Source organism: Breoghania sp. JC706, from assembly GCF_037026715.1.
Taxonomy (GTDB): Bacteria; Pseudomonadota; Alphaproteobacteria; order Rhizobiales; family Stappiaceae; genus Breoghania.
In genome coordinates this window covers 530,264-552,760 of record NZ_JBANCG010000002.1, presented here as the reverse complement: position 1 = coordinate 552,760, position 22,497 = coordinate 530,264, and the positions used below count along the sequence as shown (strand labels likewise).

Annotated in this window: 26 protein-coding genes; 4 read left to right on the top strand and 22 right to left on the bottom strand. The window is 67.3% G+C overall.

Annotation, left to right across the window (positions count from 1 at the left end; genetic code table 11):
* Positions 1–7 precede the first annotated feature (7 nt).
* From V2L18_RS05670 to V2L18_RS05640, 7 genes are all read right to left on the bottom strand, one after another.
* Positions 8–415, bottom strand: coding sequence for a hypothetical protein (locus V2L18_RS05670; RefSeq protein WP_336176892.1), 408 nt, complete (start codon positions 413–415; stop codon positions 8–10).
* A gap of 77 nt (positions 416–492) precedes the next feature.
* Positions 493–1,020 (bottom strand): 3TM-type holin, encoded by a 528-nt coding sequence (locus V2L18_RS05665; RefSeq protein ID WP_336176890.1) that lies wholly within the window; start codon positions 1,018–1,020, stop codon positions 493–495.
* Between the two features lie 97 nt (positions 1,021–1,117).
* A complete protein-coding gene (locus V2L18_RS05660; RefSeq protein WP_336176888.1) occupies positions 1,118–2,068 on the bottom strand; it encodes a peptidoglycan-binding protein in 951 nt (316 codons plus the stop codon).
* Positions 2,069–2,160: 92 nt separating this feature from the next.
* Positions 2,161–3,153 carry a TylF/MycF/NovP-related O-methyltransferase gene (locus V2L18_RS05655; RefSeq protein ID WP_336176886.1) on the bottom strand — a complete coding sequence of 331 codons (993 nt, stop codon included), beginning with the start codon at positions 3,151–3,153 and terminating at the stop codon, positions 2,161–2,163.
* 183 nt (positions 3,154–3,336) lie between these two features.
* Positions 3,337–4,776, bottom strand: a complete 1,440-nt coding sequence (locus V2L18_RS05650) for a DUF2793 domain-containing protein (protein ID WP_336176884.1) — start codon at positions 4,774–4,776, stop codon at positions 3,337–3,339.
* On the bottom strand, positions 4,769–8,686 hold the full coding sequence (locus V2L18_RS05645; RefSeq protein WP_336176882.1) for a glycoside hydrolase/phage tail family protein: 3,918 nt from the start codon (positions 8,684–8,686) through the stop codon (positions 4,769–4,771). The genes V2L18_RS05650 and V2L18_RS05645 overlap by 8 nt, the downstream gene beginning before the upstream one ends.
* A complete protein-coding gene (locus V2L18_RS05640; RefSeq protein WP_336176880.1) occupies positions 8,686–9,144 on the bottom strand; it encodes a peptidase P60 in 459 nt (152 codons plus the stop codon). The genes V2L18_RS05645 and V2L18_RS05640 overlap by 1 nt, the downstream gene beginning before the upstream one ends.
* 204 nt (positions 9,145–9,348) lie before the next feature.
* Between V2L18_RS05640 and V2L18_RS05635 the strand changes: the two genes are divergently transcribed.
* On the top strand, positions 9,349–9,645 hold the full coding sequence (locus V2L18_RS05635; RefSeq protein ID WP_336176879.1) for a hypothetical protein: 297 nt from the start codon (positions 9,349–9,351) through the stop codon (positions 9,643–9,645).
* A 281-nt stretch (positions 9,646–9,926) separates the two neighbouring features.
* On the opposite strand, the gene V2L18_RS05630 is transcribed toward V2L18_RS05635, so the two are convergent.
* Together V2L18_RS05630 and V2L18_RS05625 are read right to left on the bottom strand one after the other, a co-directional pair.
* Positions 9,927–10,835, bottom strand: a complete 909-nt coding sequence (locus tag V2L18_RS05630; RefSeq protein WP_336176877.1) for a DUF2163 domain-containing protein — start codon at positions 10,833–10,835, stop codon at positions 9,927–9,929.
* On the bottom strand, positions 10,832–11,476 hold the full coding sequence (locus tag V2L18_RS05625) for a DUF2460 domain-containing protein (RefSeq protein ID WP_336176875.1): 645 nt from the start codon (positions 11,474–11,476) through the stop codon (positions 10,832–10,834). The genes V2L18_RS05630 and V2L18_RS05625 overlap by 4 nt, the downstream gene beginning before the upstream one ends.
* Positions 11,477–11,566: 90 nt before the next feature.
* On the opposite strand from V2L18_RS05625, the gene V2L18_RS05620 reads away from it, so the two are divergent.
* Positions 11,567–11,818, top strand: a complete 252-nt coding sequence (locus tag V2L18_RS05620) for a DUF465 domain-containing protein (protein ID WP_336176874.1) — start codon at positions 11,567–11,569, stop codon at positions 11,816–11,818.
* A 178-nt stretch (positions 11,819–11,996) separates the two neighbouring features.
* Here the strand turns inward: V2L18_RS05620 and V2L18_RS05615 are convergent, their stop codons facing one another.
* The 12 genes from V2L18_RS05615 to V2L18_RS05560 form a co-directional block, all read right to left on the bottom strand.
* On the bottom strand, positions 11,997–12,575 hold the full coding sequence (locus tag V2L18_RS05615; RefSeq protein ID WP_336176872.1) for a phage tail tape measure protein: 579 nt from the start codon (positions 12,573–12,575) through the stop codon (positions 11,997–11,999).
* Between the two features lie 238 nt (positions 12,576–12,813).
* Positions 12,814–12,993: a phage tail assembly chaperone gene (locus tag V2L18_RS05610; RefSeq protein WP_336177020.1), complete on the bottom strand. Its 180-nt coding sequence runs from the start codon at positions 12,991–12,993 to the stop codon at positions 12,814–12,816.
* Complete coding sequence (locus tag V2L18_RS05605) at positions 12,990–13,400, bottom strand: gene transfer agent family protein (protein WP_336176870.1); 411 nt, start codon at positions 13,398–13,400, stop codon at positions 12,990–12,992. The genes V2L18_RS05610 and V2L18_RS05605 overlap by 4 nt, the downstream gene beginning before the upstream one ends.
* Before the next feature lie 11 nt (positions 13,401–13,411).
* A complete protein-coding gene (locus V2L18_RS05600; protein ID WP_336176868.1) occupies positions 13,412–13,825 on the bottom strand; it encodes a phage major tail protein, TP901-1 family in 414 nt (137 codons plus the stop codon).
* Between the two features lie 245 nt (positions 13,826–14,070).
* Complete coding sequence (locus V2L18_RS05595; protein ID WP_336176866.1) at positions 14,071–14,484, bottom strand: DUF3168 domain-containing protein; 414 nt, start codon at positions 14,482–14,484, stop codon at positions 14,071–14,073.
* Complete coding sequence (locus V2L18_RS05590) at positions 14,481–14,804, bottom strand: phage head closure protein (protein WP_336176865.1); 324 nt, start codon at positions 14,802–14,804, stop codon at positions 14,481–14,483. The genes V2L18_RS05595 and V2L18_RS05590 overlap by 4 nt, the downstream gene beginning before the upstream one ends.
* Complete coding sequence (locus V2L18_RS05585; protein ID WP_336176863.1) at positions 14,801–15,370, bottom strand: head-tail connector protein; 570 nt, start codon at positions 15,368–15,370, stop codon at positions 14,801–14,803. Before V2L18_RS05585 ends, V2L18_RS05590 begins: the two co-directional genes overlap by 4 nt.
* A gap of 375 nt (positions 15,371–15,745) precedes the next feature.
* Positions 15,746–16,966 carry a phage major capsid protein gene (locus V2L18_RS05580; RefSeq protein WP_336177019.1) on the bottom strand — a complete coding sequence of 407 codons (1,221 nt, stop codon included), beginning with the start codon at positions 16,964–16,966 and terminating at the stop codon, positions 15,746–15,748.
* Positions 16,967–17,690: 724 nt separating this feature from the next.
* Positions 17,691–18,260, bottom strand: a complete 570-nt coding sequence (locus V2L18_RS05575) for an HK97 family phage prohead protease (protein ID WP_336176861.1) — start codon at positions 18,258–18,260, stop codon at positions 17,691–17,693.
* A gap of 12 nt (positions 18,261–18,272) precedes the next feature.
* Positions 18,273–18,446: a hypothetical protein gene (locus V2L18_RS05570; RefSeq protein WP_336176859.1), complete on the bottom strand. Its 174-nt coding sequence runs from the start codon at positions 18,444–18,446 to the stop codon at positions 18,273–18,275.
* A gap of 151 nt (positions 18,447–18,597) precedes the next feature.
* Positions 18,598–18,786 carry a hypothetical protein gene (locus tag V2L18_RS05565; protein WP_107991532.1) on the bottom strand — a complete coding sequence of 63 codons (189 nt, stop codon included), beginning with the start codon at positions 18,784–18,786 and terminating at the stop codon, positions 18,598–18,600.
* Position 18,787: 1 nt separating this feature from the next.
* A complete protein-coding gene (locus tag V2L18_RS05560) occupies positions 18,788–20,053 on the bottom strand; it encodes a phage portal protein (protein WP_336176857.1) in 1,266 nt (421 codons plus the stop codon).
* 177 nt (positions 20,054–20,230) lie between these two features.
* Between V2L18_RS05560 and V2L18_RS05555 the strand changes: the two genes are divergently transcribed.
* Both V2L18_RS05555 and V2L18_RS05550 read left to right on the top strand, forming a co-directional pair.
* On the top strand, positions 20,231–20,539 hold the full coding sequence (locus tag V2L18_RS05555; protein ID WP_336176856.1) for a tyrosyl-tRNA synthetase: 309 nt from the start codon (positions 20,231–20,233) through the stop codon (positions 20,537–20,539).
* Between the two features lie 314 nt (positions 20,540–20,853).
* Positions 20,854–21,057 (top strand): hypothetical protein, encoded by a 204-nt coding sequence (locus V2L18_RS05550; RefSeq protein ID WP_336176854.1) that lies wholly within the window; start codon positions 20,854–20,856, stop codon positions 21,055–21,057.
* Positions 21,058–21,268: 211 nt separating this feature from the next.
* On the opposite strand, the gene V2L18_RS05545 is transcribed toward V2L18_RS05550, so the two are convergent.
* Complete coding sequence (locus tag V2L18_RS05545) at positions 21,269–22,459, bottom strand: terminase family protein (RefSeq protein WP_336177018.1); 1,191 nt, start codon at positions 22,457–22,459, stop codon at positions 21,269–21,271.
* Between the last annotated feature and the right edge of the window lie 38 nt (positions 22,460–22,497).

The window sequence follows — 22,497 nt, the reverse complement described above, 5'->3', positions numbered from 1 at the left end:
GCGCCCGTCACCTTCGCCGCAGGATATCGCCGGTACGCGCGTCGATGACCAGCTCGTCCACCCGCGCACCGTTGAGCACTGCGACACGATAGACAAGCCCGTGATGGGTTTCGCACAGCATGGCCCGCACGATCTCGCCGCCGCCAAGCCGGCGCATGATCGCGCCAAGCGGCAGGGCCTCGCCATCGCTGACGGCCCGGCGCATTTCTCCGCCACGCAGGCAGCGGCGCGGGCCGTGTCCGCCGCCGGGGGGCGGCGGCGGCATGAACTGCGCCATCATCGGCTCGTCCGGCCGGCCATCGGCCGGAGGGCCCGACTGCGCCGCCACGCCGCCCGCCGACGCCGCCGCGCCGAAGAGGCCGAGCGCGGCGATCAGGAGCCTTTTGCGGAGGGTTGGGTACGGGGTGCCACTCATGATCGCCGTTTCTAGCCGAACACGCGTGAACGCGACATGAATGAATGCGGCAAGGAGCGCGGCAATGGACGCCGGCCTCACGCGGCCCCCGCCCTCTTTTCCGCCGAGCGCTGCCAGACATAGACACCCAGCACCGAGGCGCCCATGCCGTAAAACGCGATGAGAAAGCCGGAGATACCGGCCAGCGCGTTGATCGCCGCCGTGTCGCCCCGCCACAGCGCGCGCACCAGCGCGAGCGCAAGGGCTGCGAAGGCCAGCGCATAGAAAAGCCCGAAGACCGGCCGCCAGATGCGCGAAAGCAGCCCCGGCGCTGCCTGTTCCGCGCGCATGGTGGCGTTGACGTCGGCCAGCATGTCCGCCCAGTCCTCGCGCCGCTCGATCTCGACCTCGCGGATCGCGGAGGCAGCCGCATCCGGGTCGGCATGATAGGCCGCCGCCACAGCCTCGGGTGTGGCGTCCGTGCGAAGGCGGGCGGCCAGCGCGTCGATGACGGCCGCCCCCGCCTCGCTTGCCGTATCCCCCGCATGACGGGCGATCAGCCGTTTCAGGAGCGGCGCGCCGACCTCGGCCAGTATCGGCAGCAGAACGGCAATCGGAAAGGCCATCGGAAACTCCTCATCGTCTTCGCATGAACCGGGTTGGGGATGGTGGATGCGGCTTTTCGCGCTAGCGCGCGAAGGCGTTGCGGCCGGCAACGGCGGATCAGAGCCGCGCGGCCAGCAGCCGGAGCTCGTCGCGATAGCGCCAGGCAACGAGGCCCGCCGCAAAGACGAAAACCGCGAGCCCGACGCAGCCGGCAAGGACGAGAGGATCGCTCCAGCCGCCGCCAGCCGTCGCGTCGAGCGCCGCCGCCCCGGCGCCGGAGACCGTTGCCAGGCCGGCGACTTCGCCCGTGCGCTTGAGCGCGTTGACGGCACGCTCAAGCGCGGCTCGCGTCGCCGGCCCGACGAGGCCGTCCTCGGCAAGGTTCGGGTGGGCACGCTGGAAGGCGCGCACAGCGGCCCGCGTCCGAGGCCCGGCAAGCCCGTCGAGCGCGCCGCGATAGAATTTCAGGATCTTCAGCTGGCGCTGGAAGGCCAGCACCTCCTCGCGCTCGCGTGACGGCTCGGCGGCCGCTGCCGCACCGGCGGCGGCATGCTCCGCCTCGCCCGTCGCCTGTTCGGCCGCCTGACTGTCCCCGCCGCCCTTGGCCGCATCGCCGCCGGGGGAAAGATCGTAGCGGCCGCGAAAGATCAGCTCCGCCTCCGCCTCCCGGCGCCGCCGCAGGCCCGGCCGGGAGCGCCCGCCGGCCTTCACCCAGCTCATCAGCGAGGCTTCGGCGCGGGCGAACAGGCCGGCGCGATAATGGGCCACCCAGGAGGCGTTGTGGATGCGGCCGGTGTTGAAGTCGAAGGAGACCGCGCCATCGAAGGGACCTTGCGCGCGAAAGGCGCCGGTGCGCGCGACACGCGCCTCGAACCCGGCGAGATCGGCCTTCAGCTGCGCCTCGGCCTCGGCCCTGGTGATGGTCATTCCGGCGACAGGCTTCAGCCCGCCCGCACGTGCGGTGTGGCCGATGCCGATGGTCCACACCCCGGCGACATCCCGATAGGCGCGCAGCACGACCCCTTCGTGCGCGGCGATAAACGCCCGCCCGCGATCACTCGTTCGCATGTCGGAGATCTCCAGAAAAATAAAAAACCCCGCCTCTCCGGCGGGGTTTTAGAAAATTGACGAAATCAGTTCTGCTCGCGTTAAATCCTTAATTACCGTTTCTTCGCTTGAGGGTATATCAATCCAAATGCCTGATAAGAAAAGGGCATTCGAATAAGACGGATACCCTTTCTTTCAAAATACATATCGAATTTCGCGGACCACGACGCCACATGTCCGTAGTTGTCTAGCTGTATCACGCCACCTTCAGACATGAGCCGGATCGCCCAATCTAGTATCTCTTCCCGATAACCCATATCGAGATGTAGGAAGCAAAGCTTTTTTGCGGTGCAACTCGACAAGGTCTTTTCAATCATCCCACGATAAAGCTTGAAACCACCAGAATAGAATCCCAACCGCTTCTCTATTTCGTCTATACACATGATCGCTTCTGGATTATGACGCGGCCAGTCATCAAACGCGTCGAACCCATGGACAAAGCGCGTATCCTTTCCGTCCTCCATCAACCGCATGAGATTCCAGAGGCTCCCCCCCTGCCACACTCCAATCTCCGCAATATCGCCCGGAAACTGCAAAGCGTGATAGGCAACTTGCCGAAGAAGGCCTAACGTGTCCGGACCCATCATCGACGTGGGTTCGCCGAGCCGTTCAGGCCGCGAATGCGGCAAAGGCGTTGAAATGTCGAGCTTGTGAAAATTCGAGATGATGATTTGCTGGAACGCTGGGGAACTCGAAACGTCGCTCAGCATGCGCTGAACCGCATACATCTGGTGAGGATCCACATAAAGAAGCGTGTCCGTTTTTCCGATGTCCGAGAGTCCTCGCACCTCAAACTCGCGAAATCTGATTCCCCAAAAGGATTCATCTAAATCGATCACCCTACTAACGCGATGCGGCAGCACATTGATCAGGTGCTTCGTATAATCATTGAAGCCAACAAGGATGCAATTCCTTGACTTGAGCGCCCCGTACAAGCTGCGCAACGTTGATCGATCTATATTCGAAGCAATATTATGCGAAATATATCTTTCGAAATCTATCTGAGGATTATCGATAGGTTGTACGCTCTTCACGCTGAGATTCATCGCCTGATCCTCGTTTCTGCGGAATCATCTTATAGCAGAGTCAGGTGAGTTACACAGGGCTGCTACAATCACAAATTTTGCCAAATATTCCCGCCAAGGCAAAAGTATATCTTTTTGCACGGCCAAACGAGATATCAAAAATATAAATTATTTTTTTAGCTTCTGCCACACAGTATCATTTCATTAAATAAGCAAGCCGTCCTGAGCGACAATTCCCGCTGAAGATCCTGGAAGATATGTTGTGCCCGCGCCGTTCGTGAAGATAAACCCTTTACCGTCGGCTCTATAACGAGCGCCGATTGCGGCGCCCTCGAATGTGTCCGAGTAGACAGACTGATAGCTTTGCCCGGACGCAATCGTGAAATAGTTCGTGAACTCGGGCGATCCGACGAGACTGATAGCTTTCCCCTGAACCTTCAATATTCCGCTGTCGCTTGTCCGCCAATGGGCCCCCGCCCCACCGGAAATCGTGTAATTTCCCTGCGCCTCGATGCGGGCGTTGCCTTCGGCGAGAATGTGGTAATAATTCACCACCGCACCAATCGCGCCGAAATCCATGTTGCGGAAAATGATGACGCCGGAATTGGCGTAGATCGACCGCGAGATCCCCGCCCCCTCGATCTTCATCCCGCGCAGATACCAGGTGCCGGTGATGCCGCTTGCGCCAAATCCCACGCCCGAGGCCGGCGATATCACAACGTTCTCCGGCGCCGCCTCGTTGCCGACGATGACGCAGGGGCCGCTGACCAGGTCCTTCAGGGCCACGTTTTCCGCATACGTTCCCGGCGCGACCGAGATGACCGCCGTCTGGCCCGCCATATCGATCGCCGCCACGGCGTTCACCGCCCGCTGGATGGTGGCGAACGCCGTCACCGGGGTCAGTCCGTCGTTGCCGTCGTCGCCGCTCGCGCCGTTGACATGATAGGTCCGCGTGGCGGCAAGCGCCTCGCGCACGCCGGAAAGGCCTGAGGGAAAGCGCGCCACCCCGGTCGCATGGTCGATGGCGAAGGCCGTGGTGAAGGACGCGCCGTCCGCCGAGACCTTCACCTGATAGTCGTCGTCGCCGAAGAGACCGGCGAGCGCGCGCGCCTGCCAGCCGACCTTGTAGGCGTGGCCGGCATCGTTGGCCTCAGTCGCCTTGTTGAGCGTGACGACCATGTTGCCGGTTCCCGGCGTCACGTCGTCGTGGGAATAGAGAACCTCGTCCGATTTCACGGCAAGCCGCTGGCTCGCCGTCGCCGTGGTGCCGATGCCGAGCGAGGCAAGGTTCTGCAGGGCGAGGAATGTCGCGAAATCGGCCCAGGCGCCGCCGGCATGGACGATCAGCGCCATCTCGTCCGCCACATAGGCGACCAGCCCGTCGAAGGGCGCGTAAAAGCGCCAACCGCCGTCGATCAGATAGGCGATGTGGCCGTCCTCGCCCGCCCAGGCGCCGGCGGCGGGGCTTGCGACGAGAAAGGCGTCGCCGTCCGTCTCGCCGCCCGCGGGCTCGCTCAGGTCGCGGTCGAGGAGGCGGAGGTTCACCAGCGCGTCGAGGTTCACCAGCGCCTCGTTGTGGGTGACGTGCTTCTGCGCCTGCGCGGCCTCGATGAGCGGCAGGGAAAGACGCGGGGTGTCAGACATGGATCGTGGTCCTCCGGGCTGTGCCGCGGCCGGTGCGCGCGGAAATCTGGCTCAAGGAAAGGTGGAGTTCGTTTGGCGGCGCGCCGAAATCGGCGCTCTGGTCGGCCGCCGCATAGATCGCGCGCGGCTGGTCGACGCTGAGCGTGCGCAATGTCGCGCCGCCGGGGGCATCGAGAATGTCGAGTTCGTAGCCTTCCCCGTCCTCGCCCAGCGGCACGTCGAGCTGTTCCCAGCCGTCGCCGGAGACCCGCGTGCGGCGGATCCAGGTGAGGACGACGTCGCCCGACGCCACGCGCTTGCCCCGCACATGCACCGGCGATAAGGGCCGCAGTGCAGCGCCTTCGACCGCGAAGTCGAGCGCGGTCGCCGCCGCGTCGTCGATCGCACGGCCGATGGGTGCCACGCGCCAGGAAAGCGGCAGCGACAGCCGGCCGGCGCCGACATCGACAAGCGGCAGGCTCGCATCGATCAGCACGAAGGCGGCATCTTCCACCGCGCCAGCCGCCATCGCCGCATCCGTGCCGGCCTGGGCGCGCAGGAGATTCGAGAGCTTCCAGGCATTGGCGCCGACGAGTTCGGCCGAAGCGAACTGCACCACCTCCCAGCCGCCATCGGCGCAGCGAATGGCGGCGACATTGGCGCCGGCCAGCACGTCCTGTTCGTTGCGTGCGGAAAGCGCGCCGCCGTGGAGCGTGAGGTGAACCTCGTTGACCCGGTCCCAGCGCGCGGTCGGGCCGGGATGGAGCGGGCCGGAAAGTTCGCCCATGGTGGCGGGCGTCGCGATATCGGCGACTGCCTCGAAGCCCGCGCCGCTCGCCGAGCGCCAAACCGTCATGCCGCCGAGCCAGGGCCGCGCGAAGGCGGCCGCACGTAAGGCGGAGGCAGGCTCGTCGCCCTTCAGGAGCGGCAGATCGAGAAATTGTACGACGGGGGCCGCGGCCGCACTCGGCAGGGCGGAGCGTCTTGCCAGGGAGGCCGGCGGGCGTCCGCGCAACGGATCGGGCGCCGCGCTCACGCCCTCGATGCGCCGCAGGCCGCCATCCTCGATCTGCGAAATGCGGATGAGCGCGCCCTCCAGCGTGACGAGATCGCCCGGCTCCAGCGCAAGTCCCGCCTTCGCGCCGGCCTCGGCAAGCGCGAAGGAGAAACGCTCCCGCCCCGCCCAGGCATCGCGCAGGCGCGCCTCGGCGCTTACCTGCATCAATCCAGGATCGGCGGCGATATTGAGATCCGCGTCCGTGACCCGGCGGCTCAGACCGGCAAGTCGGCGCGAGGCGACCGAGATGCGGGCATAGTCGCGCGTCGGATCGGTGAAGCTCAACCGGATCTCGGCGGGAAGCTCCGATTCCTGCGCCCGCGTTGCGGAGAAAAGCGCCGCCCCCTCCCCCGCTTCCGCCAGATCGTGACGCGAGAGCGCGTGCGGGCGGGCGAGCGCGGGCCGGAAGGCCAGCGCCGTGCCCGTGTCGGTGGCGATGAAGCCGAAGATCTCGCCCAGTTGCTCCAGCACGGCGCGCGCACTCGTCGGTCCGGGAATGACGAAACCGTCGATGGCCCCGCCGAAGCCGCTCACTTGCGCATCCACGCCCGTGATGCCGAAATCCGTGAGGATCGCACGCGCCAGCCCGTCGACGCCGGTGCCCCCCAGCCGCCCGTTCAGCCAGTGGCCGAGCTGCCAGTTCTCGCCGTCCGCCCATGTCTCCACGTCGGAGGGAAAGGCCGGCCACGGCCGCGCGTCCCAGGCCCAGAGCTGGATCGCGGAAGGATCGACCATCGCCCCGCCATAGACGGAGGACATCGCATTGCCGTCGGGCGCAAGGTCGGGATGGTCGCTTCCCCACCAGCTTAAGGCCGCTTCCAGCGCCCGGCGCTGGTGGTAGTCGTCGCGCGCGCCGTTGGAGAAATACGGCAGAGCGGATTCGGAAGATTTCGGATCGTAGAACACGTTCGGCTGGTTGGCACCGCGATCGATCGCCGGAACGCCCAACTCGGTGAGCCATATGGGTTTCGATTGCGGCACCCAGGCGGTGGGGCTTGCGGCCTCCACGCCGCCCGGCCGGTCGTAATGGGCATTAGACCACCAGCCGGCGAGATCCTTGGCGCGGTAGACCCACGGGTTGCCGTAGGCCCCATCCGTGATCGGCGTGCGGATGCCCGCCACCCGGTCGGCCTCGCTTGCATAATACCAGTCGTAATATTCGCCGCCGGCAAGGCGGGAGCGCAGATAGCCCAGATCGTTCGGATCGAGCGCCAGCCCGCTGTCGGCGTGTGTGCCGTCGCGCCAGTCGGTGAGCGGGGGATAGAAGTCGATGCCGACGAAGTCGATATCTCCCGAGGCCCACAGCGGATCGAGGTGGAACATGACGTCGCCCGAGCCGTCGTCCGGCCGGTGACCGGAATATTCCGACCAGTTCGCGGCATAGGAAAGCGCGGTTCCCGCGCCCAGAACGGTGCGCACGTCGGCGGCAAGCGCCACCTGCGCATCGACGAAGGGATAGCCGGCATCCGAGCGCACCGTTGTGAGGCCGGGCATTTCCGAACCGATCAGAAACGCATCCACCCCGCCGGCGGCGGCCGCCAGATGGGCATAATGCAGCACGAAGCGGCGCCACGACCACTCCGCCGGCCCCGAATAGAAGACGGTCGACGCGGTGGCCGCGAAATCGCCGGGGGCAGCCGAGCCGACGAAGCGCGCCACCTGCTCCGCCGCCTCCGCCGTCCGGTCCACGGTTCCCGGCCAGCCCGCGGCCGGGTGACAGGTGATGCGCCCGCGCCAGGGATAGGCCGGCTGCGCCGCGCCGCCATAGGGGTTTTCGAGCGCGTTGTCTTCGGCGACATCCATCAGCACGAAGGGATAGAGCGTCACTTTAAGCCCGCGCGCCTTCAGATCGGCGATCGCGGCCATCACGCTCTGATCGGCCGGCGTGCCGCCATAGGCCGGACGCCCCCCTTTTCGCGAAACCTCCGGTGCGGCGGCCCGCGTCAGTCCGCCGGCAAGCCATGTCAGGCCGGAACTTTTCGTGTCGCGGTCCTCAACCGCCGGGCGGATGCGGCAGTGCCCGCATCTGAGATCGTCGCCGAACCACGCCACCACCAGCGCCACCCGCTCCAGATTGGGGCACAGCGCCTGCAACTCGTCGAGCGAGGCCTGCCAATCGGTTGCCGCGTGAACGACATGGCGGTTGGCGGACATGCTGGTGCCGGCGCCGGTTTGCAGCGTCACAGGATTGCCGGAATAAACGAACTCGCCGGCACCGGGGATCAGGCAGACGGCGCGCACCATCTCCTCCAGCCGGTCGACGGGACGGATGACCTCCACCGCGATCTGCGGCAGACGGTTGCCGAAACCGGCGAGCGGCATGCGTTCGAACACCAGATAGGCCGTGCCGCGATAGGCCGGCGCATGTCCCAGCCCCTGCCTGGCCTCGATCAGCGGATCGGGTTCCTGATCCTCAGTGCCGAGATAGCGGCGCACGGTGATCCGGGACGTGTCGAGAAGCTTGCCGTCGGCCCAGATCCGGCCGATGTGGCCAACCGCCCCCTCGCACAGGGCGACGGCGAAATTGCCGTAATAGGAATAGGTCGTGACGGTGGTGGAGCCGCCACCTCCACCGCCCTTGCCGCCGCCCTGGTCTTCCTTTTTCACCACCTCCTCAAATCGCGTCGCCCAGATCACCTGACCCGTCAGCCGGGCCCGGCCATAGACGCGTGGAATGGAGGCGCCCTCGGTGGAGGACTGGACGTCAAGGTCTGCCAGCCGCGCGCCCTTGACCGAAGACTTGGAGCCGAACAGCCGCTGGTCGATCGCTTGGCCCGCGAGTGCACCGGCCGTGCGGCCGATCAGGCCACCGATGGGTCCGCCGACGAAGGTGCCGACGGCCTGACCGATGGTGGAAAGAACGAGAGTTGCCATCAGTCCCTCACATCTGGAAAGCGGAAGGCGAAGGCGAGCCGGCGGCGCCACCAGGGCACGAGCCGCGTCTCGGTCACCGCGCAAAGCTCGTAGGCATGAATGAAAAGTCCCGCCCGCGCGGTGCCTTCGCTCAAGAACCCGGCGTGCTTTGCCGGGGCATTGGCGGCAAACCGGAAAAGCAGGACGTCGCCCGGCAGCGCCGCATCGATATCGACGGGAAGAAGATGCGTGCGCCCGGCCTCGGCCAGTTGTTCGGCACCGCCAGCCTCCGCCCAGTCGGGCGTGTAGGCAGGCATGCGTTCCGGCTCCGCACCATAAAAGGCACGCCAGACGCCGCGCACGAGGCCGAGACAATCGGCGCCGACGCCCTTGAGCGAGGCCTGATGACGATAAGGCGTGCCGAGCCAGTCCCGCGCCTCGGCGACGAGGGCGGCCCGGGTGTAGGGGATCTGGGGCATGAAGGGTCCCTCATGGAAGGTGGCGTTTCGCGGCGGCGGCATCCGGTCTCGCGTGGGCGCATTTCTGTCTGGCTCACGCGCCATTCCCCGCGCGCATGGCAAAGGGATTGAAACGCCCGAACCGCCCGGGCTAAGCTCAAGCCATTGACCTTGAGCGCTTTCCCGCCTCTTTCCCGCCAACCCGTAAAGACAGGGCCCATCGCCATGCAGCGACCGGCATCCCTTCGCTCGTCGCTGCTCGGCCACAATGGCGGACCGCCGCTCGACGGGGACCGCCCCTGGAACGAGGGCAATTTCGGCAGCTATTTCGGCTGGCGTGCGGCGCACGAGGCTGTGTGGAAATCGATCCCGCCGGCGATCGCCATGAGGCGGGCCCGCAAGGCGGCAGCACTCGGCCTGACCTACGTGGAATACACACTCGAAATCCTCGACCGCGGCCGTTACCTGCAGGCCGGTGACACCCAGCGCATCGCCGAGATCATCGCGGCGCGGCGGAGCTGAACGGTCCTTTTTTCGCAGCGTCGGTTTCGTACCGAGGAAAGGGAAAAGGAAAAGGAGCGGCTTTGCCGCAATGATGCGCTGGATTCCGGGTCTGGCCATGCCGCTTCGCGGCAGACCGCCCGGAATGAGGGAGTGTGTGTGAAGCTTGAAGCCCACCACACACGCCCTCATTCCGGACAAGCGAGGCGAAGCCGAGTGCCGATCCGGAATCCAGCGCAACAAGTGCGGCAAAGCCGCTCCTTTTCCCTTTTCCCTTTTCCCTTCCTCCCTTCACCCTTCGCCTAATCCACCAGCACCCCGCCATCGTTCACGCCCGTGTCGCGGCTGGGATAGGACAGCGCGAAGTCATTGCCGGGCATGTGCGGGAAACCGCGAAAATTCGCGAGATTGGCGAACTTTACCCGGCACGTTCCGGCCCGCTTGTCGCAACCGGCGGTCACCGTGAACCCGTCGCCGGCCGCAATTGCGGCGGATGGGGCCAACCACAGCGAGAATACCGCGCCGTCGGAACCGATGGCATGCGCGACCACCTCCATCGCCTGACCTTCGTTGGCGCCCGACGTCCAGCGCAAGAGGCCGCGTGCGAAGAAATCCTCCGCAAAGCCGTCGAGCCCGGCCACGACGATGCGGCGCGGCTCCAGAACGCCGCTCACCACGCCGATGCCGCGAAAGGCTGCCGCCTCCACATCCACCCCGCAACGCGCATCGCCCAGGTCCGCATCGCAGACATGGGAGAAGACCCGCCCGCGCACCTCCTCAAGCCCCTGCGCCAACGAGCGCAATTCCGCACGGAAGGCGCCGTCGGCGCGCGTCACCTCGCCGATCTCGGCAACGCGCATCAGCAGGCGCTCGGCCGGGTCGGCCCAGTTGACGCGCCACACCTCGATGCGCGCGCGGTCCCACAGCCCGGCGGCGAGATCCGTTGCCGACAAGGGTTCGGCCGACAGCACCAGATCATTGAGCGCGCCCACGATCTCCGAACCGCCGACCGCAAGGCCCGGCCCGGTCGTCGCTTCGCTCGCCTCCGGTCCGCTGTCGGCGAGATAGGTCACGCCGTCGAAGACGATATCGGCGTCGTGATCGGTGAAGCCCAGCACCGTGCCGTCGCCGCGCGTGGCTTTCCAGCAGGTGGCGAGCGTCGTTGCGCCGATGGCGAGATGCGCGGCGAATTCGGGCGAGAGCGTCTTCACGGAAGGATCTCCACAATGGGGACCTGGGGAATGGCGCCGGCCTCGAAATGGCTCATGGAGACCTCCAGCCGGTCGGTGTCGAAGCGGGCGGGAACGTCGAAGGCGAAGCCGGCGGTGATCGCCGCGCCTTCCGCCGGGATCGATCCGGGCGCAAAGGTGAGGAGACCGCTCGTCGCATCGAGCGTGAAGCCGGTGCCGATCTCCACCCCGTCGATGGCGACGCGCAGCGTGCCTGCCACCGGCTTGGCGATTGCGCGCACATAGGCGGTGTCGCCGGAGCCATAGGTCTTGGCGAGCTGGAACCGCTCGGTCGCGCCGTCGCCGGTGCCGATCCGGCAGTCAGTGGCGGCGGGTTCGGCCGACGGCCGGCCGGATTTCCAGTCGAAGGGATCGCGGAAACGGAAGCCGTAGAGCCGGCCACGCCGTTCCTCGAAGAAGGCGACGACGGCGGCGAGATCGTCGAAGCTGCGGATGCCGTAGCCGGCGTCGTACCGGCGGCGCGAGCGCGACCAGCGCGCATTGCGCGTCTCCCCACCTGAGCCGAGCGCCACGATGTCGGTCCGCCGTTCCGGTCCGCCGGACGAGCCGAAGCCGACTGCGACCGGAAACCGCACCTCATGAAAGGCCGCTATCGTCGCCATGCCTCACCTTTGCGTAGGAGATTTGATTTGCGTCATGTCGAAATGCCGCTGGGTCGGCGACAGTCGTTCCATCGCGGAGGAGAAGAGCCCATGAATCACGTGCCTCATGAGCTGCAGGAGGAGTTCCCCGAAGCAGCGCAGATCCTTCATCAACTGAAGATGTCCGACGCACGCCTGGAAGCGCTGTGCGAGCGCTACGGGGCCGTGAACCACGAAATTTACCTGATCGAGACCGAAGTGAGCCCTGCCGGCGACGCCGCGACCGAAGACCTGAAAAAGGAACGGCTGGCGCTGAAGGACGACATCGCGCAGGTGCTGCGCAAGGTAGGCGCCATCGGCTGACCGCCGGCGATCTTCTCGGTCCGTTGACGGATTTCAATGACTTGCCCGGCTGGCGCCTTCCTAGTGTGCGCGACGGTCGTGTGAGTGACCGCACAGGCCTCCTGCACGGATTTCCCTCCCCTCCCCGTGCCGGAGACCCGACGCACCGCTGCCGCAGCCCCTCCTCGCGGCGACGGTGTTACAGCCCGCGTTGCCCCCGTCCGGCAACGCGGGCAACCATTCTGGAAAGCTGCAGCTCGGACCGCGCGAAGCTTTCCGCATCCGGCGTCGTCACGTTGAAGGTGACGGCGATGCCACCCGAACCGCCGGCCCCGCGCACGCCGAGCCGACCGTCCGCGCCGCGCGCCAGCGGCAGGATCGCCTCCGCCCCCGCCTCCCCGGCAAGTCCCGTCCCGCCATCGGCCATCGGAAAATAGGTGGGCGCGGCGACCACGCCGCCTTGCGCGAAGGCGCGCACCGTCCCACCCTTGGCGAAGGCCGTCGCCGATCCGCCTCCGGAAAAGGCGTTGAGGAGGGTGGAGGTCAGCGTGGAGGCGAGCGAATTCAGCGAACGCGAGACAAGATTTGCCGAAAAGCTCAAGGCGGCCTTGCGCAGCACGTCGTCGAGCTGCTTGCCGTCGGCGACCGCACCTTTCAGCGCGCCGGAAAGCACGCGCGAGAAATCGCCGGCCGCCGAATTCAGAAGCCGCATCTCGGAGCGGAACCGCGTGAGATCGTCGAACGGCAGATCGAAGCCGGTATCGTCGGTGGCGGGCATGGAATGGCCTTTCGTGTGGGGGGACGCGAGGGGCCGAATTCCCATTGAAGGCATCCTCGCAAAAGCAAAACAGAGAACCGGGTCCCATCTCTCCGCCGTCATCCCCCGGCTTCGTCCGGGGGATCCAGCACTCTCAGCGAATGCGGAGCCCGCTGGATTGCCCGGACTTCGCCGGGCAATGACGGTGGGAAGCGTTTGGCCAGTTCGCCAGCGCCGCCAATCCTCGCACTCGGTTCCCTCAATCCGGATAGCGCCTGAGCAAGGCCGCGAGCCTTTCCCTGTCCGGCGCGCCTGCTTTCGGGGCCGGAGCCAGTGCGGCCGCGAGTTCGCGCGGGGTCGCCTGCCACATCGTCTGCGGGCTCCAGCGCAGATACGCCAGACAGAACCGCATCACGCCGCCCCAGGGAAACGGCGCTATCTCGCGAAAGGGCCGCCGCTCTCTCCCGCCTCCCGCGCTTGAGGCGTCTGCGAGGCCTGGGCGAAGTCCCGCCAGTCCTCCTCGCTGCCCTCGTCGTCTGCGCCGCCGAAGGTCGCTCTGAGCAGATCGCCGACGATGGCCGCGAAGCCCGGCGCGCCGCCGGCGGCCGTCATCGCCTCGACCTGTGCGTCCTCCACCGCGTTGCCCGCCCCGCGCAGCCCCGCGCCGATGATGCGCACCGCATCGCGCGCCGAAAGCCGGCCTTCGGCGAACCGCTCGGCAAGCGCACCCATGTCGGCGACGGAGAAGGCGTCCTCCAGTTCCGCAAGCGCGCCCAGCGTCAGGCACAGCGTCCAGCGCCGGCCGTCGAGCATCGCCTCGATCTCGCCCCTGTGCCGGTTGACCATCATCACCTCCCTCATTCGGCCGCAAACGTCAGCGCGCCGGCAGACTCCAGTGCCATCTCGTAGGTCACCTCGCCGGCATGCTCGCCCGCATATTCCAGCGCGGTGAGCTGGAACGGTCCGGCGACGGTGCCGAAATCCGGGATCACCACCTGCCAGGCGCGGATGGCACCGGCGAAGAAGATCTCGCGCACGGCGGCGTCCGAGGCCCCGTCGCGAAAGATGCCGCCGCCGGAAAGCCCCGCCCGGCGCACGCCTGCGCCCTCCAGAAGCTCGCGCCAACGTCCGGCGCTGTCGCTGTCGGTGACGTCGACCGTCTCGGCATTGAAGGCGATGCGCCGGGCCCTCAGCCCTGCGACCGCCGTGAAGCTGCCCGACCCGTCGGTGTCGAGCTTCAGCAGGAGATCCCTGCCCCGTTGCGCGCCCATGGCGTTCTCCTTGGAAGGTGGTGATGAATGATCGGCTAGCGGGTGGGCCAGTCCGCGTGTGCCCGTATCCCTGCCCAACCCACCGTTGTCATCCCCGCGCAGGCGGAGATCCAGTAACCGCGGGATCGGGTTATCGGGCAGAACCGCGCCGCCTCTGGAATGCTGGATCCCCGCCTTCGCGGGGATGACAACGGTGGGCTCGTCGGGCAATGACGGTTGAGAGAACCGAGCCCCCGTATTTCCCCTCACGCGCCCACCGGTTCCGTCACCGCGCGAAGAGCGAGCGTGCCGCGCCAGGTACGGCCGTCGCGGGTCCGGGTGATGCTCTCCCCCGTACGGGCAAGCGTCACCAGCCGGTGCCCGGCAAGCGAGATCGCGGCGCCGTCGATCAGCCCGGAAAGCCGCGCCAGAAGGCCCAGCACCTCGCGCCGCCCACCGGCACGCGAGAAAACGAGGAATTCCAGCCGGTGCTCCTCGCCGGGCCAGTCGTCGCCGGCAATGGCGCGGCTCGACCAGTCGCCCAGCACCACGTTCGGATAGGCCGCCGCCCGCCGCGCGCCATCCTCCACCCGGCCCTCGCCAAGAAGCCCGCCAAGATCGGCATCGGCGCGCAGAAGCGCGATGAGCGCTGCCTGAAGCTCTTCAGCCGCATGGGTCATCGGCCTTCCTCCTCCGCCAGCAGATCGCGCCAATGGCCGCGCTCGTCGGGATCGCTTGCCGCCAGCACGCGGAAGACGCGCGTGCCCTTTACCAGCCGCCAACCGCCGGCAACCTCGGCGTTCCCGCGCAGGCGGATGCGGTGGGTGACGACGCCGTCGAGCCGTTCGTCGGAAAAGCGTTCCGCCATGGCGCGGACCATCACCGCGCCCCAGGCAAAGCCCGCCGGCTCGTAACTGGTCACGGTCCCGCCCGCACCGTCATCGGAAAGGACCGGCCGCTCCAGCTCCAGCCGGGTGGAGAGATCGGAAATCCGGGTCATCGGCGCGCGCCCAGCCCGACCAGCCGGTACGGCGCGATCAGGGCGGCGACCGGGCCCGGCACATCGCCGTCCTGCGTCGCCTCGCGGTTCTCGTACCAGTGGGCCACCAGCCGTTTTATGGCGAGCACGAGCGGCGCCGGCACGTCGCCCGCCGTGCCAAAGCCGGCGGTGAAATCGATCTCGATGCCGTTGACCGAGGCGCCTGGCGAAGGCGCGGCGGCATCGATCACCAGCCGCGCCGGCCGGCTTGCGGTATCGAGGCGATAGTCGCCCGGATCCAGCACGCTCGCCGCACCCTGATCGTCGTAGACGGTCACCGCGTCGATCGCCGCCACCGGACTGCGGGCAATCCGCACGACGCGCCGCGCCGGCCAGGCGTCGAGCACGGTGCGCCAGCCCTGGCTCATCAGCGCGCGGCCGGTGGCGTTTTCCACCTGCAGACGGGCGGCGGCGACGAGCGTCCCGATCAGCGCATCCTCATCGTCGTGATCGACGCGCAGAAAGGCCTTGGCCTCGGCGAGCGAAATCGGCTCGCCAACAGGAGGCGAGATCAGGATCGTGGGCATGGGAACCTCGTGATGAGAGGGAAGAAAATGAGAGCGGGTACTGCCGCGCTCTCCGTATTCGTCATGCCCGGCTTGACCGGGGATGACGGGGGGAGGGAACAACAACCAGGGGCCAGCGACCTGAGCACCGAGCCCGCCCCCTGCGCCGAACCAGTCCCCTCTCCCATGGGGAGACGGTTAGGGTGAGGGGTATCGGGTTCTCATGGATACGGAGATATCCCATCCCCTCACCCGGACCTTCGGTCCGACCTCTCCCAATGGGAGAGGTGATCAGGACCAGTCGCACATCGAGCCTCCCAAGCGGCCCCGCCCTCATTCGAGAACGGGGCCGCCCGGGGGACGGCCGGCGGGAGGGGACCGGCCGCGGGAGGGACGTCAGGCGGAGAAGGCCAGCAGCTTGATGGCGTCGAAATCCTGCACCCCGCCGCCGACGCGCTTGGTCGTGTAGAACAGCACGTAGGGCTTGGCGGAATAGGGATCGCGCAGCACGCGCAGGCCGAGACGGTCGACAACCAGATAGCCGCGAGCGAAATCGCCGAAGGCGATGGGCGTCGCGTCCGTGGCGATGTCGGGCATGTCCTCCGCTTCCGTGATCGGGAAGTTCATCAGCGAGGCGCTGGCCCCGACACCGGCGGGCGGCTGCCAGAGATAGTTGCCGTCGGCATCCTTCAGCTTGCGGATCTCGCCCTGCGTGTGCCGGTTCATCACCCAGTGGGCGTTCTGGCGATGGCCGGCCTTGAGCGAATAGATCAGGTCGATCAGCACGTCGGAGCCGGCCGACGTCGGCAGCCCGCCGGCGACACCGGTCGAAAGCGTGCCGATCTTGCCCCAGGTCCACGCGTTTTCGGAGACGGTCGGATAGTCGAGGAAGCCGCGCGGCTTGTTGTTGCCGTCGCCGTTGATGAAGGCCGCGCCCTCCTGTTCGGCAAACGCCATCTCCACTTCCTGCGCGATCCACTCGTCGACATTGACCGCCGCGTCCTCCAGCAGCGTCGCGGTCGCCGCCGGCATTGCGTAGAGCTCCATCGTCGGGAAGGAGAGTTCGGCAAGCGTCGGCGTCGCGGTCTGGGCGCGGGCGTCCGCCTCGCCGACCCAGCCGGTCGCCGCCCCCGTCGTCGCGAAAGGCTTCTTGAAGATGGAGGCCGAAACCTGCCGGCTGCCGGCGATCGCCCGGATCGGCGAGATGCTGGCGAGCCGCGACAGCACGTGGCCTTCCGTCTCCTCAGGCACCAGGTAGCCGCCGTCGGGATCGGAGGAAACGGAAAGCGCCTTTTCCTCCAGCCCGCGCAGCCGGTCCTCACGGCCGGTGCGGATATAGGCCTCGAAGGCGGAGCGGTGCTCGATCGCCTGCGCAGGGCGGAAGCGGCTGCCCGAACCGGCAAGACCGCCCCCACCGAGACTGGCCCCACCCAGACCAGGACGACGGGACTTCAGCATCAGCTCATCGAGCGCGGAGTTGATGCGCTCCAGCTTTTCGTCGTGAAGCACGTCGCCGCGCGTCTCCAGCGCTTTCAGCCTTGAATCATTTGCCGCCTTGAACTCCTCGAAAGCATTGAGGAATTCGTCGAGCCCGGCGTCCGAATCCACTGCCGGCATAGCCGCCACCTTGGTCTCGTGCACCGGGGTCTCGCGCACCGGCGATCCATATTCCGACGCCCCGCCGGACGTCGCTTTATGTTCCATAATGTCAGTCATTTCACGCACCTTTCGTGAAGGGTGGACGATCGGGTTTGAGAGAGAGAAATACGGGGCCGGGGATGATGCCTTTTGAGGAGCCGCCCCCAAGACGAACACTCTCCGCCGGGCAATGACAGTGGAGGGTGTGCGGGAAAAGTCGTGGCCCGTGACAGTGCCGCTTGCACCCCTCTCCCCCCCCCCTTGCAGGGGAGATGTCGGCTTCAGCCGACAGAGGGGGGTAAAGCGGCAGGTTCGGAGCAAGCGGCGTTACCCCCTCTGTCACGCGGATCGCGTGACATCTCCCCCGCAAGGGGGGAGAGGGGAGCAAGTGGTACCCGCACGACAGTCCTTTCCGCCGTCATCCCCAGGCCTCGTCCGGGCAATGACGATCGAGAATGCGGCGGAGCGGGGCGGTTAGACGTATGCAGGCGTTCGCTTGTGCCGCAAGCCTTGCCATCCCACCGTTGTCATCCCCGCGAAGGCGGGGATCCAGTAACCAAAGGATCGGGTTATGGGGCAGGACAGCACCGTCTCTGGAATGCTGGATCCCCGCCTTCGCGAGGATGACACCTGTCGTGGGGGCCGGTCGCCCCCTCGGCTGCGCACCCCAGTTTTGCCGTGCATCATCCGGTTCACCGGCGCGTCACGCCCGCATCAGGGCATCGAGCCGCATCCGCCGGGCTGCCCGCCGAAGCCTGAGGCCGGCCGACGGCGCTGAGGCCCGCTTCATCGCGTCGATGCGCGCACCCTCCTGCATCGGGAAGGTGACGACGGAGATCTCCCACAGGTCGACCTCGTGAATGCGGCGGATGCCGGTGCGCGCATCGCGCTTGCCCCTGACCGTGCGAAAGCCGATGGAAAGCCCGTCCAGAACGCCGGCCCGCATCAGCGAGGCGACCTCGCGCGCCCGGGCAAGTTCGGGCATCAGTTCGCCGCGAACCTTGAGCCCGCGCGCATCCTCGACGATCTCCAGCCAGCGCCCGATCGGTTCGCCCGGCTCGTGCTGGTAGAGCAGCTTGACGCCGGAGGCACCGCGCTGCCTGAGCGTTCCGGCAAAGGCGCCGGGCATGAGGATGTCGCGCCCGAGATCGGCCACGCCGAAAAGGGCGGCATAGCCGGTGAAGACCCCCGTGTCGGCGATGCTCACTGGCGGCAGGGCCGGCCCGCCCTGCGGTGGGGCCCCGGCTGGAAGTACGTCCTGCATGATCTGCATGAGTTCCCTCCCTCAGCGCAGCGCGCGGCGCACGCGGGGGTTCGGCCGGTGCGCCGGACCGGGTTTCGCCAGCACCCGTTCCAGCGTCTGCTCCAGAGTACGGGCGAAGCGGGCGAAGATTTCGGCATGGGCCGGACGGCGGGGCTCGCGCGCGGCGAAAATGCGAATCCGATGAAGCGCCTGCATGGCTTTGCTGTTCCTGTCGTTCGGGGGATGGAAAAGAGAGTGCGCGGACGCCCGCGCCGCTTTGGCGGAAGGCTTCCGCATGTTGGGACCGCGCTTCAACACCGGTCAAAAGATGAGTCCGTGGAATCCCTTGGCCGGGTTCCCTGAAACCTCACTCGCGGCCGTTGAAGCGTTGATTCAAGCGGGCGATTTCCTGAACGAAATCGTTGAACCGGCGGTTCGAGAGCGCAAGTTCCCGCAAGGCCCATACGAGCAGCGAGCTCGCGCCCGACGCCCACAGGAACAGCGCCAGATGCGCAAGGTCGCCCCGCTCGATGACCGATCGGGTGACGTCCTCCACATCACGCGCCTTTGCCTGTAAGCGGGGTGGCGGGTGCCGACTGCGGCCCGCCGTCGGGCGAGTAGCCGACAGCTTGGCGCTTTTCCTCCTGGGTGAGGAAATCGGCGTTGCCGAGACGGCGCCACAGCGCCTCGCGTTCGGCTGACAGCGCCTCCACCTGATCCGTGTCCCAGCCGAGCCTCAGGCCCTCGCCGAAATGCGGCCTCAGCCAGTTGGTGAGCGCGCGTGCGGTGCGCGAGACGAGCGGCAGCACGGTCTGGCGCCACAGCGCGCGGTTGGCCTCCTGGTAGTTGGAATAGGTGTTGTCGCCGGGAATCCCCAAGAGCATCGGCGGCACGCCGAAGGCGAGCGCGATCTCTCTCGCCGCCTGGTTCTTGGCACCGATGAAATCCATCTCCTGCGGGGTTAGCCCCATCGGCTTCCAGTCGAGCCCGCCTTCCAGAAGCAGAGGCCGGCCGGCATTGCGCGCGCCCTGGTAGCCCTCCTCCAGCTCGCCCTTCAGCCGCTCGAACTGTTCGTCCGTCAGGTTGCCGCCCTCGCGCGCCGCATAGACCAGCGCACCCGACGGCCGGGCGGCATTGTCCAGCAGCGCCTTGTTCCAGGCACCGGCCGCGTTGTGCACATCAAGCGCCACCTGCGCCGCCTCGATGGGGGCGAAGCCGTAATGGTCGTTGAGCGGATGAAAGAGCTTCAGGTGCAGAACCGGCGGCATCCCCTCCCCGCTCTCGCCCTCCCTGCCGTCCGCCGAAAGCCGCACGCTGCGGCCGGCGACCGTGTATTCGAAAGCCTCCGGCCACCCGTCGGCCCCGGCGATCACCTTCATCCGGTCGGGCCTCAGCGCATGCAGCTCGCGCAAGGTGCCGTCGAGGCTGACAGCCTCCACATAGGCGTTGCCGGCGACCAGCAGGTGTCCGTAGACGGTTTCCAGAAAATCGCCGCCGGCCTGGCGCGGGTTGGGGCGGGCGATGAGGTCGATGAGCGGGTGGGCGTCGAGCTCGGTCTCGCCCTCGTAGAGGATCCACGGCACGGACGCAGCGGCCTCGGAAATCATCCTCACCGCGCGGTGGACGACGGGATTGCGCGCAAAGCCTTCCCGGGCGAGCGCCGCGTAGTCGCGCGGGGTCCACACCGGCTGACCGGCCCCGTGCAGGGCGATGAGCGGCCCGGTGCGCGAGGCCTTGGCGTCGGGCGTCTTGTGAGCCGCCGTGGCAAAGGAGGGCGTCGGCGCCTTTGCGGGCGCCGGGCGAAAGAGATCGAAGAGGCTCATGGGATGATCCTGTCTGGCTCGCGGGCGTGTTCGCAAACCGCCGCGGTCGTGACCGCCGTCACAGCGGCAATGACGTTGCGTCGCTAATCTCAAATCATCGGCGCAAGGGAGATCCCCGCCTCCCCAGGGCGCCTTCAACCGGCCGAGAACCGGCCACCTTCCAGAGGGAATGACACGATGTTTCGCAAGACCGCCATCGCCGCCCTGACCGTCGCCATCGTCGCCACGTCGGGCATCGCCGCCACCACCGGTTCGGCGGAAGCCAAGAACGGCAAGAAGGGCGCGTTTGCCGCCGGCGCCGTCATCGGGCTCGCCACCGGCGCCATCGTCGCCGGCAGCTACCGCGACCGCTATTACGACCGGGGCTACTACCGCGACGACTACTACGCCCCGCGTCCCCGCCACTGCTGGGACAAGCCGGTCCGCCGCTGGGATCCCTACTACCAGCGCCGCGTCGTCGTCGGCTACCGCACCGTCTGCCGGTAACGCCCACGACCTGACATCCGCGAAAGAAGCCCCGGTCTTCCCGCCCGGGGCTTCTTTGCGTCCGAAAAGAGGCCGTCGCGCCGGCCTCCGCGTTGCACGGGCCGTGAACAGCCCGTTCAGCGGCGGTTCAAACGCGGCGGATAAGCGTGGTTTTACCGATAATGGAGCCCGTGTGTGATTGCGGTCACAGCAATCGGATGGAGCACACCATATCTCCCCATCGTCGCCACACGGCCGTCACAGGCGGGAGCTAGCGTTTATTCCGCTCCGCTCGCCGGACCAAAAGCCGGCCGCCAGAAAGGAGACAGAAAGCCATGTTCTACAAGATCTTCCTCGCCGTCGTGACCTTCGGCATCGCCCTCGTCTCCGGCATAGCGGCAACGCTTGCCACCACCAATTCCGGCGACGCCGCCCGCCGCGCCGAAGCCCCGCGCGACTGCTACGAGATGCCCGCCTACAAGTGGGATCCGGAGACGCAGTCGAACAAGTTCGTCGGCTACCGCCGCATCTGCCGGTAATCCCGACCAATGGCCCATTGGCCAGCCGCTTGCACCCCTCTCCCCCCGTGCGGGGGAGATGTCGGCGAATGCCGACAGAGGGGGGGTGAGCCACCCGCACCGAGCCTGCTGCCTTGCCCCCCTCTGTCACCCTGCGGGTGACATCTCCCCCACAAGGGGGGAGACGGGCGCAAGCTGCAAACTCTCGGTATACGGCGGGACCGAATATCGCTCACATCGCTCGCACCTTCGGCTCGCCGCTCTCGCTCAGCATCAGCGCGGTGAGCGCCCAGACGAGCGCATCCAGCCGGTCGGGCGAGCGGCCGGAACTCAGGCCGTCGAGGCCGAAGTCGCACATTTCGTCCTCAAGTTTTGAGAACGCGCCGACATGGTGCACCCGACCCTGCTCGTAGAGGGCCGCCACCGGCTCGGCCCGGAGCCACTTGCCGCGCGTGGCCCTGACCGGCTTCACCGGCACGGAAGGATCGATGCCGGAGAGAACCGCGGTCACCATCTCGCCGCCCTGGTTGACCTCCGCGATCAGGCAATCGGCCGCATGGCGGTGATAGAGCGCGATGGCCGCCCGGCCCCAGCGCGCGGGGCGCACCTCCTCCATCGTGCCGTCGGCGAGCACATAGGCATGACCGTCGGCACCAAGCCCCGCGACGACAAGGCCGCAGGCATCCGCGCCCTTTCCCGATGAGGCCGGCGGATCGACAGCCACGACGATGCGGCCCAGGCGCGGGGCAGCCGTTGCCCGCGTCTCCTCGATCGCCTCGCGCCGCCACAGCGCGTCCTGCCGGTCCTCGATCAGCTCGCCGTCAAGCTCCTGACGGCCGAGCCTTGTTCCGGCGTAGCGGCCGACGATCGCCTCCAGAAAACCCGGTGCCAGATTGGTGGCGTTGTCGCGGGTCGCGGCCCGGCTCACCGTCGTCAGCGGATCGGCGAGCAGGCGTTTCATCAGCGCGATGGGGCGCGGGGTGGTGGTCGCCACCTGACGCGGCCGCTCGCCCAGTCTCAATCCGAATTGCAGCATGTCCCATGTCTCCTCGGCGTTCTTCCATTTGGCGAGTTCGTCGCACCAGGCGGCGGCGAATTGCGGTCCGCGCAGCGCCTCCGGGTCCTCGGCGGAAAAGGCTTGCGCCACCGCGCCGTTCGCCCATTCCAGGCGGCGGCGCGAGGGCTGCCATTGCGGGCGCTGGCCGGCCGGATGCACGGCGAGAAGGCCCGAGACGCCCTCCACCATCACCTCACGCACGTCGCCTTGCGTCTCTCCCACCAGCGCGATGCGGCCGACCGGCTCGCGTGCATAGGGGGAAAGCCCCAGCGCCATGCCGCGCACCCATTCCGCCCCCGTGCGCGTCTTGCCCGCCCCGCGCCCGCCCATGACGAGCCAGGTCGTCCAGTTGCCTTCAGGCGGCATCTGGTCGGGCCTGGCGAAGAGCGCGAAGTCGTGGGCAA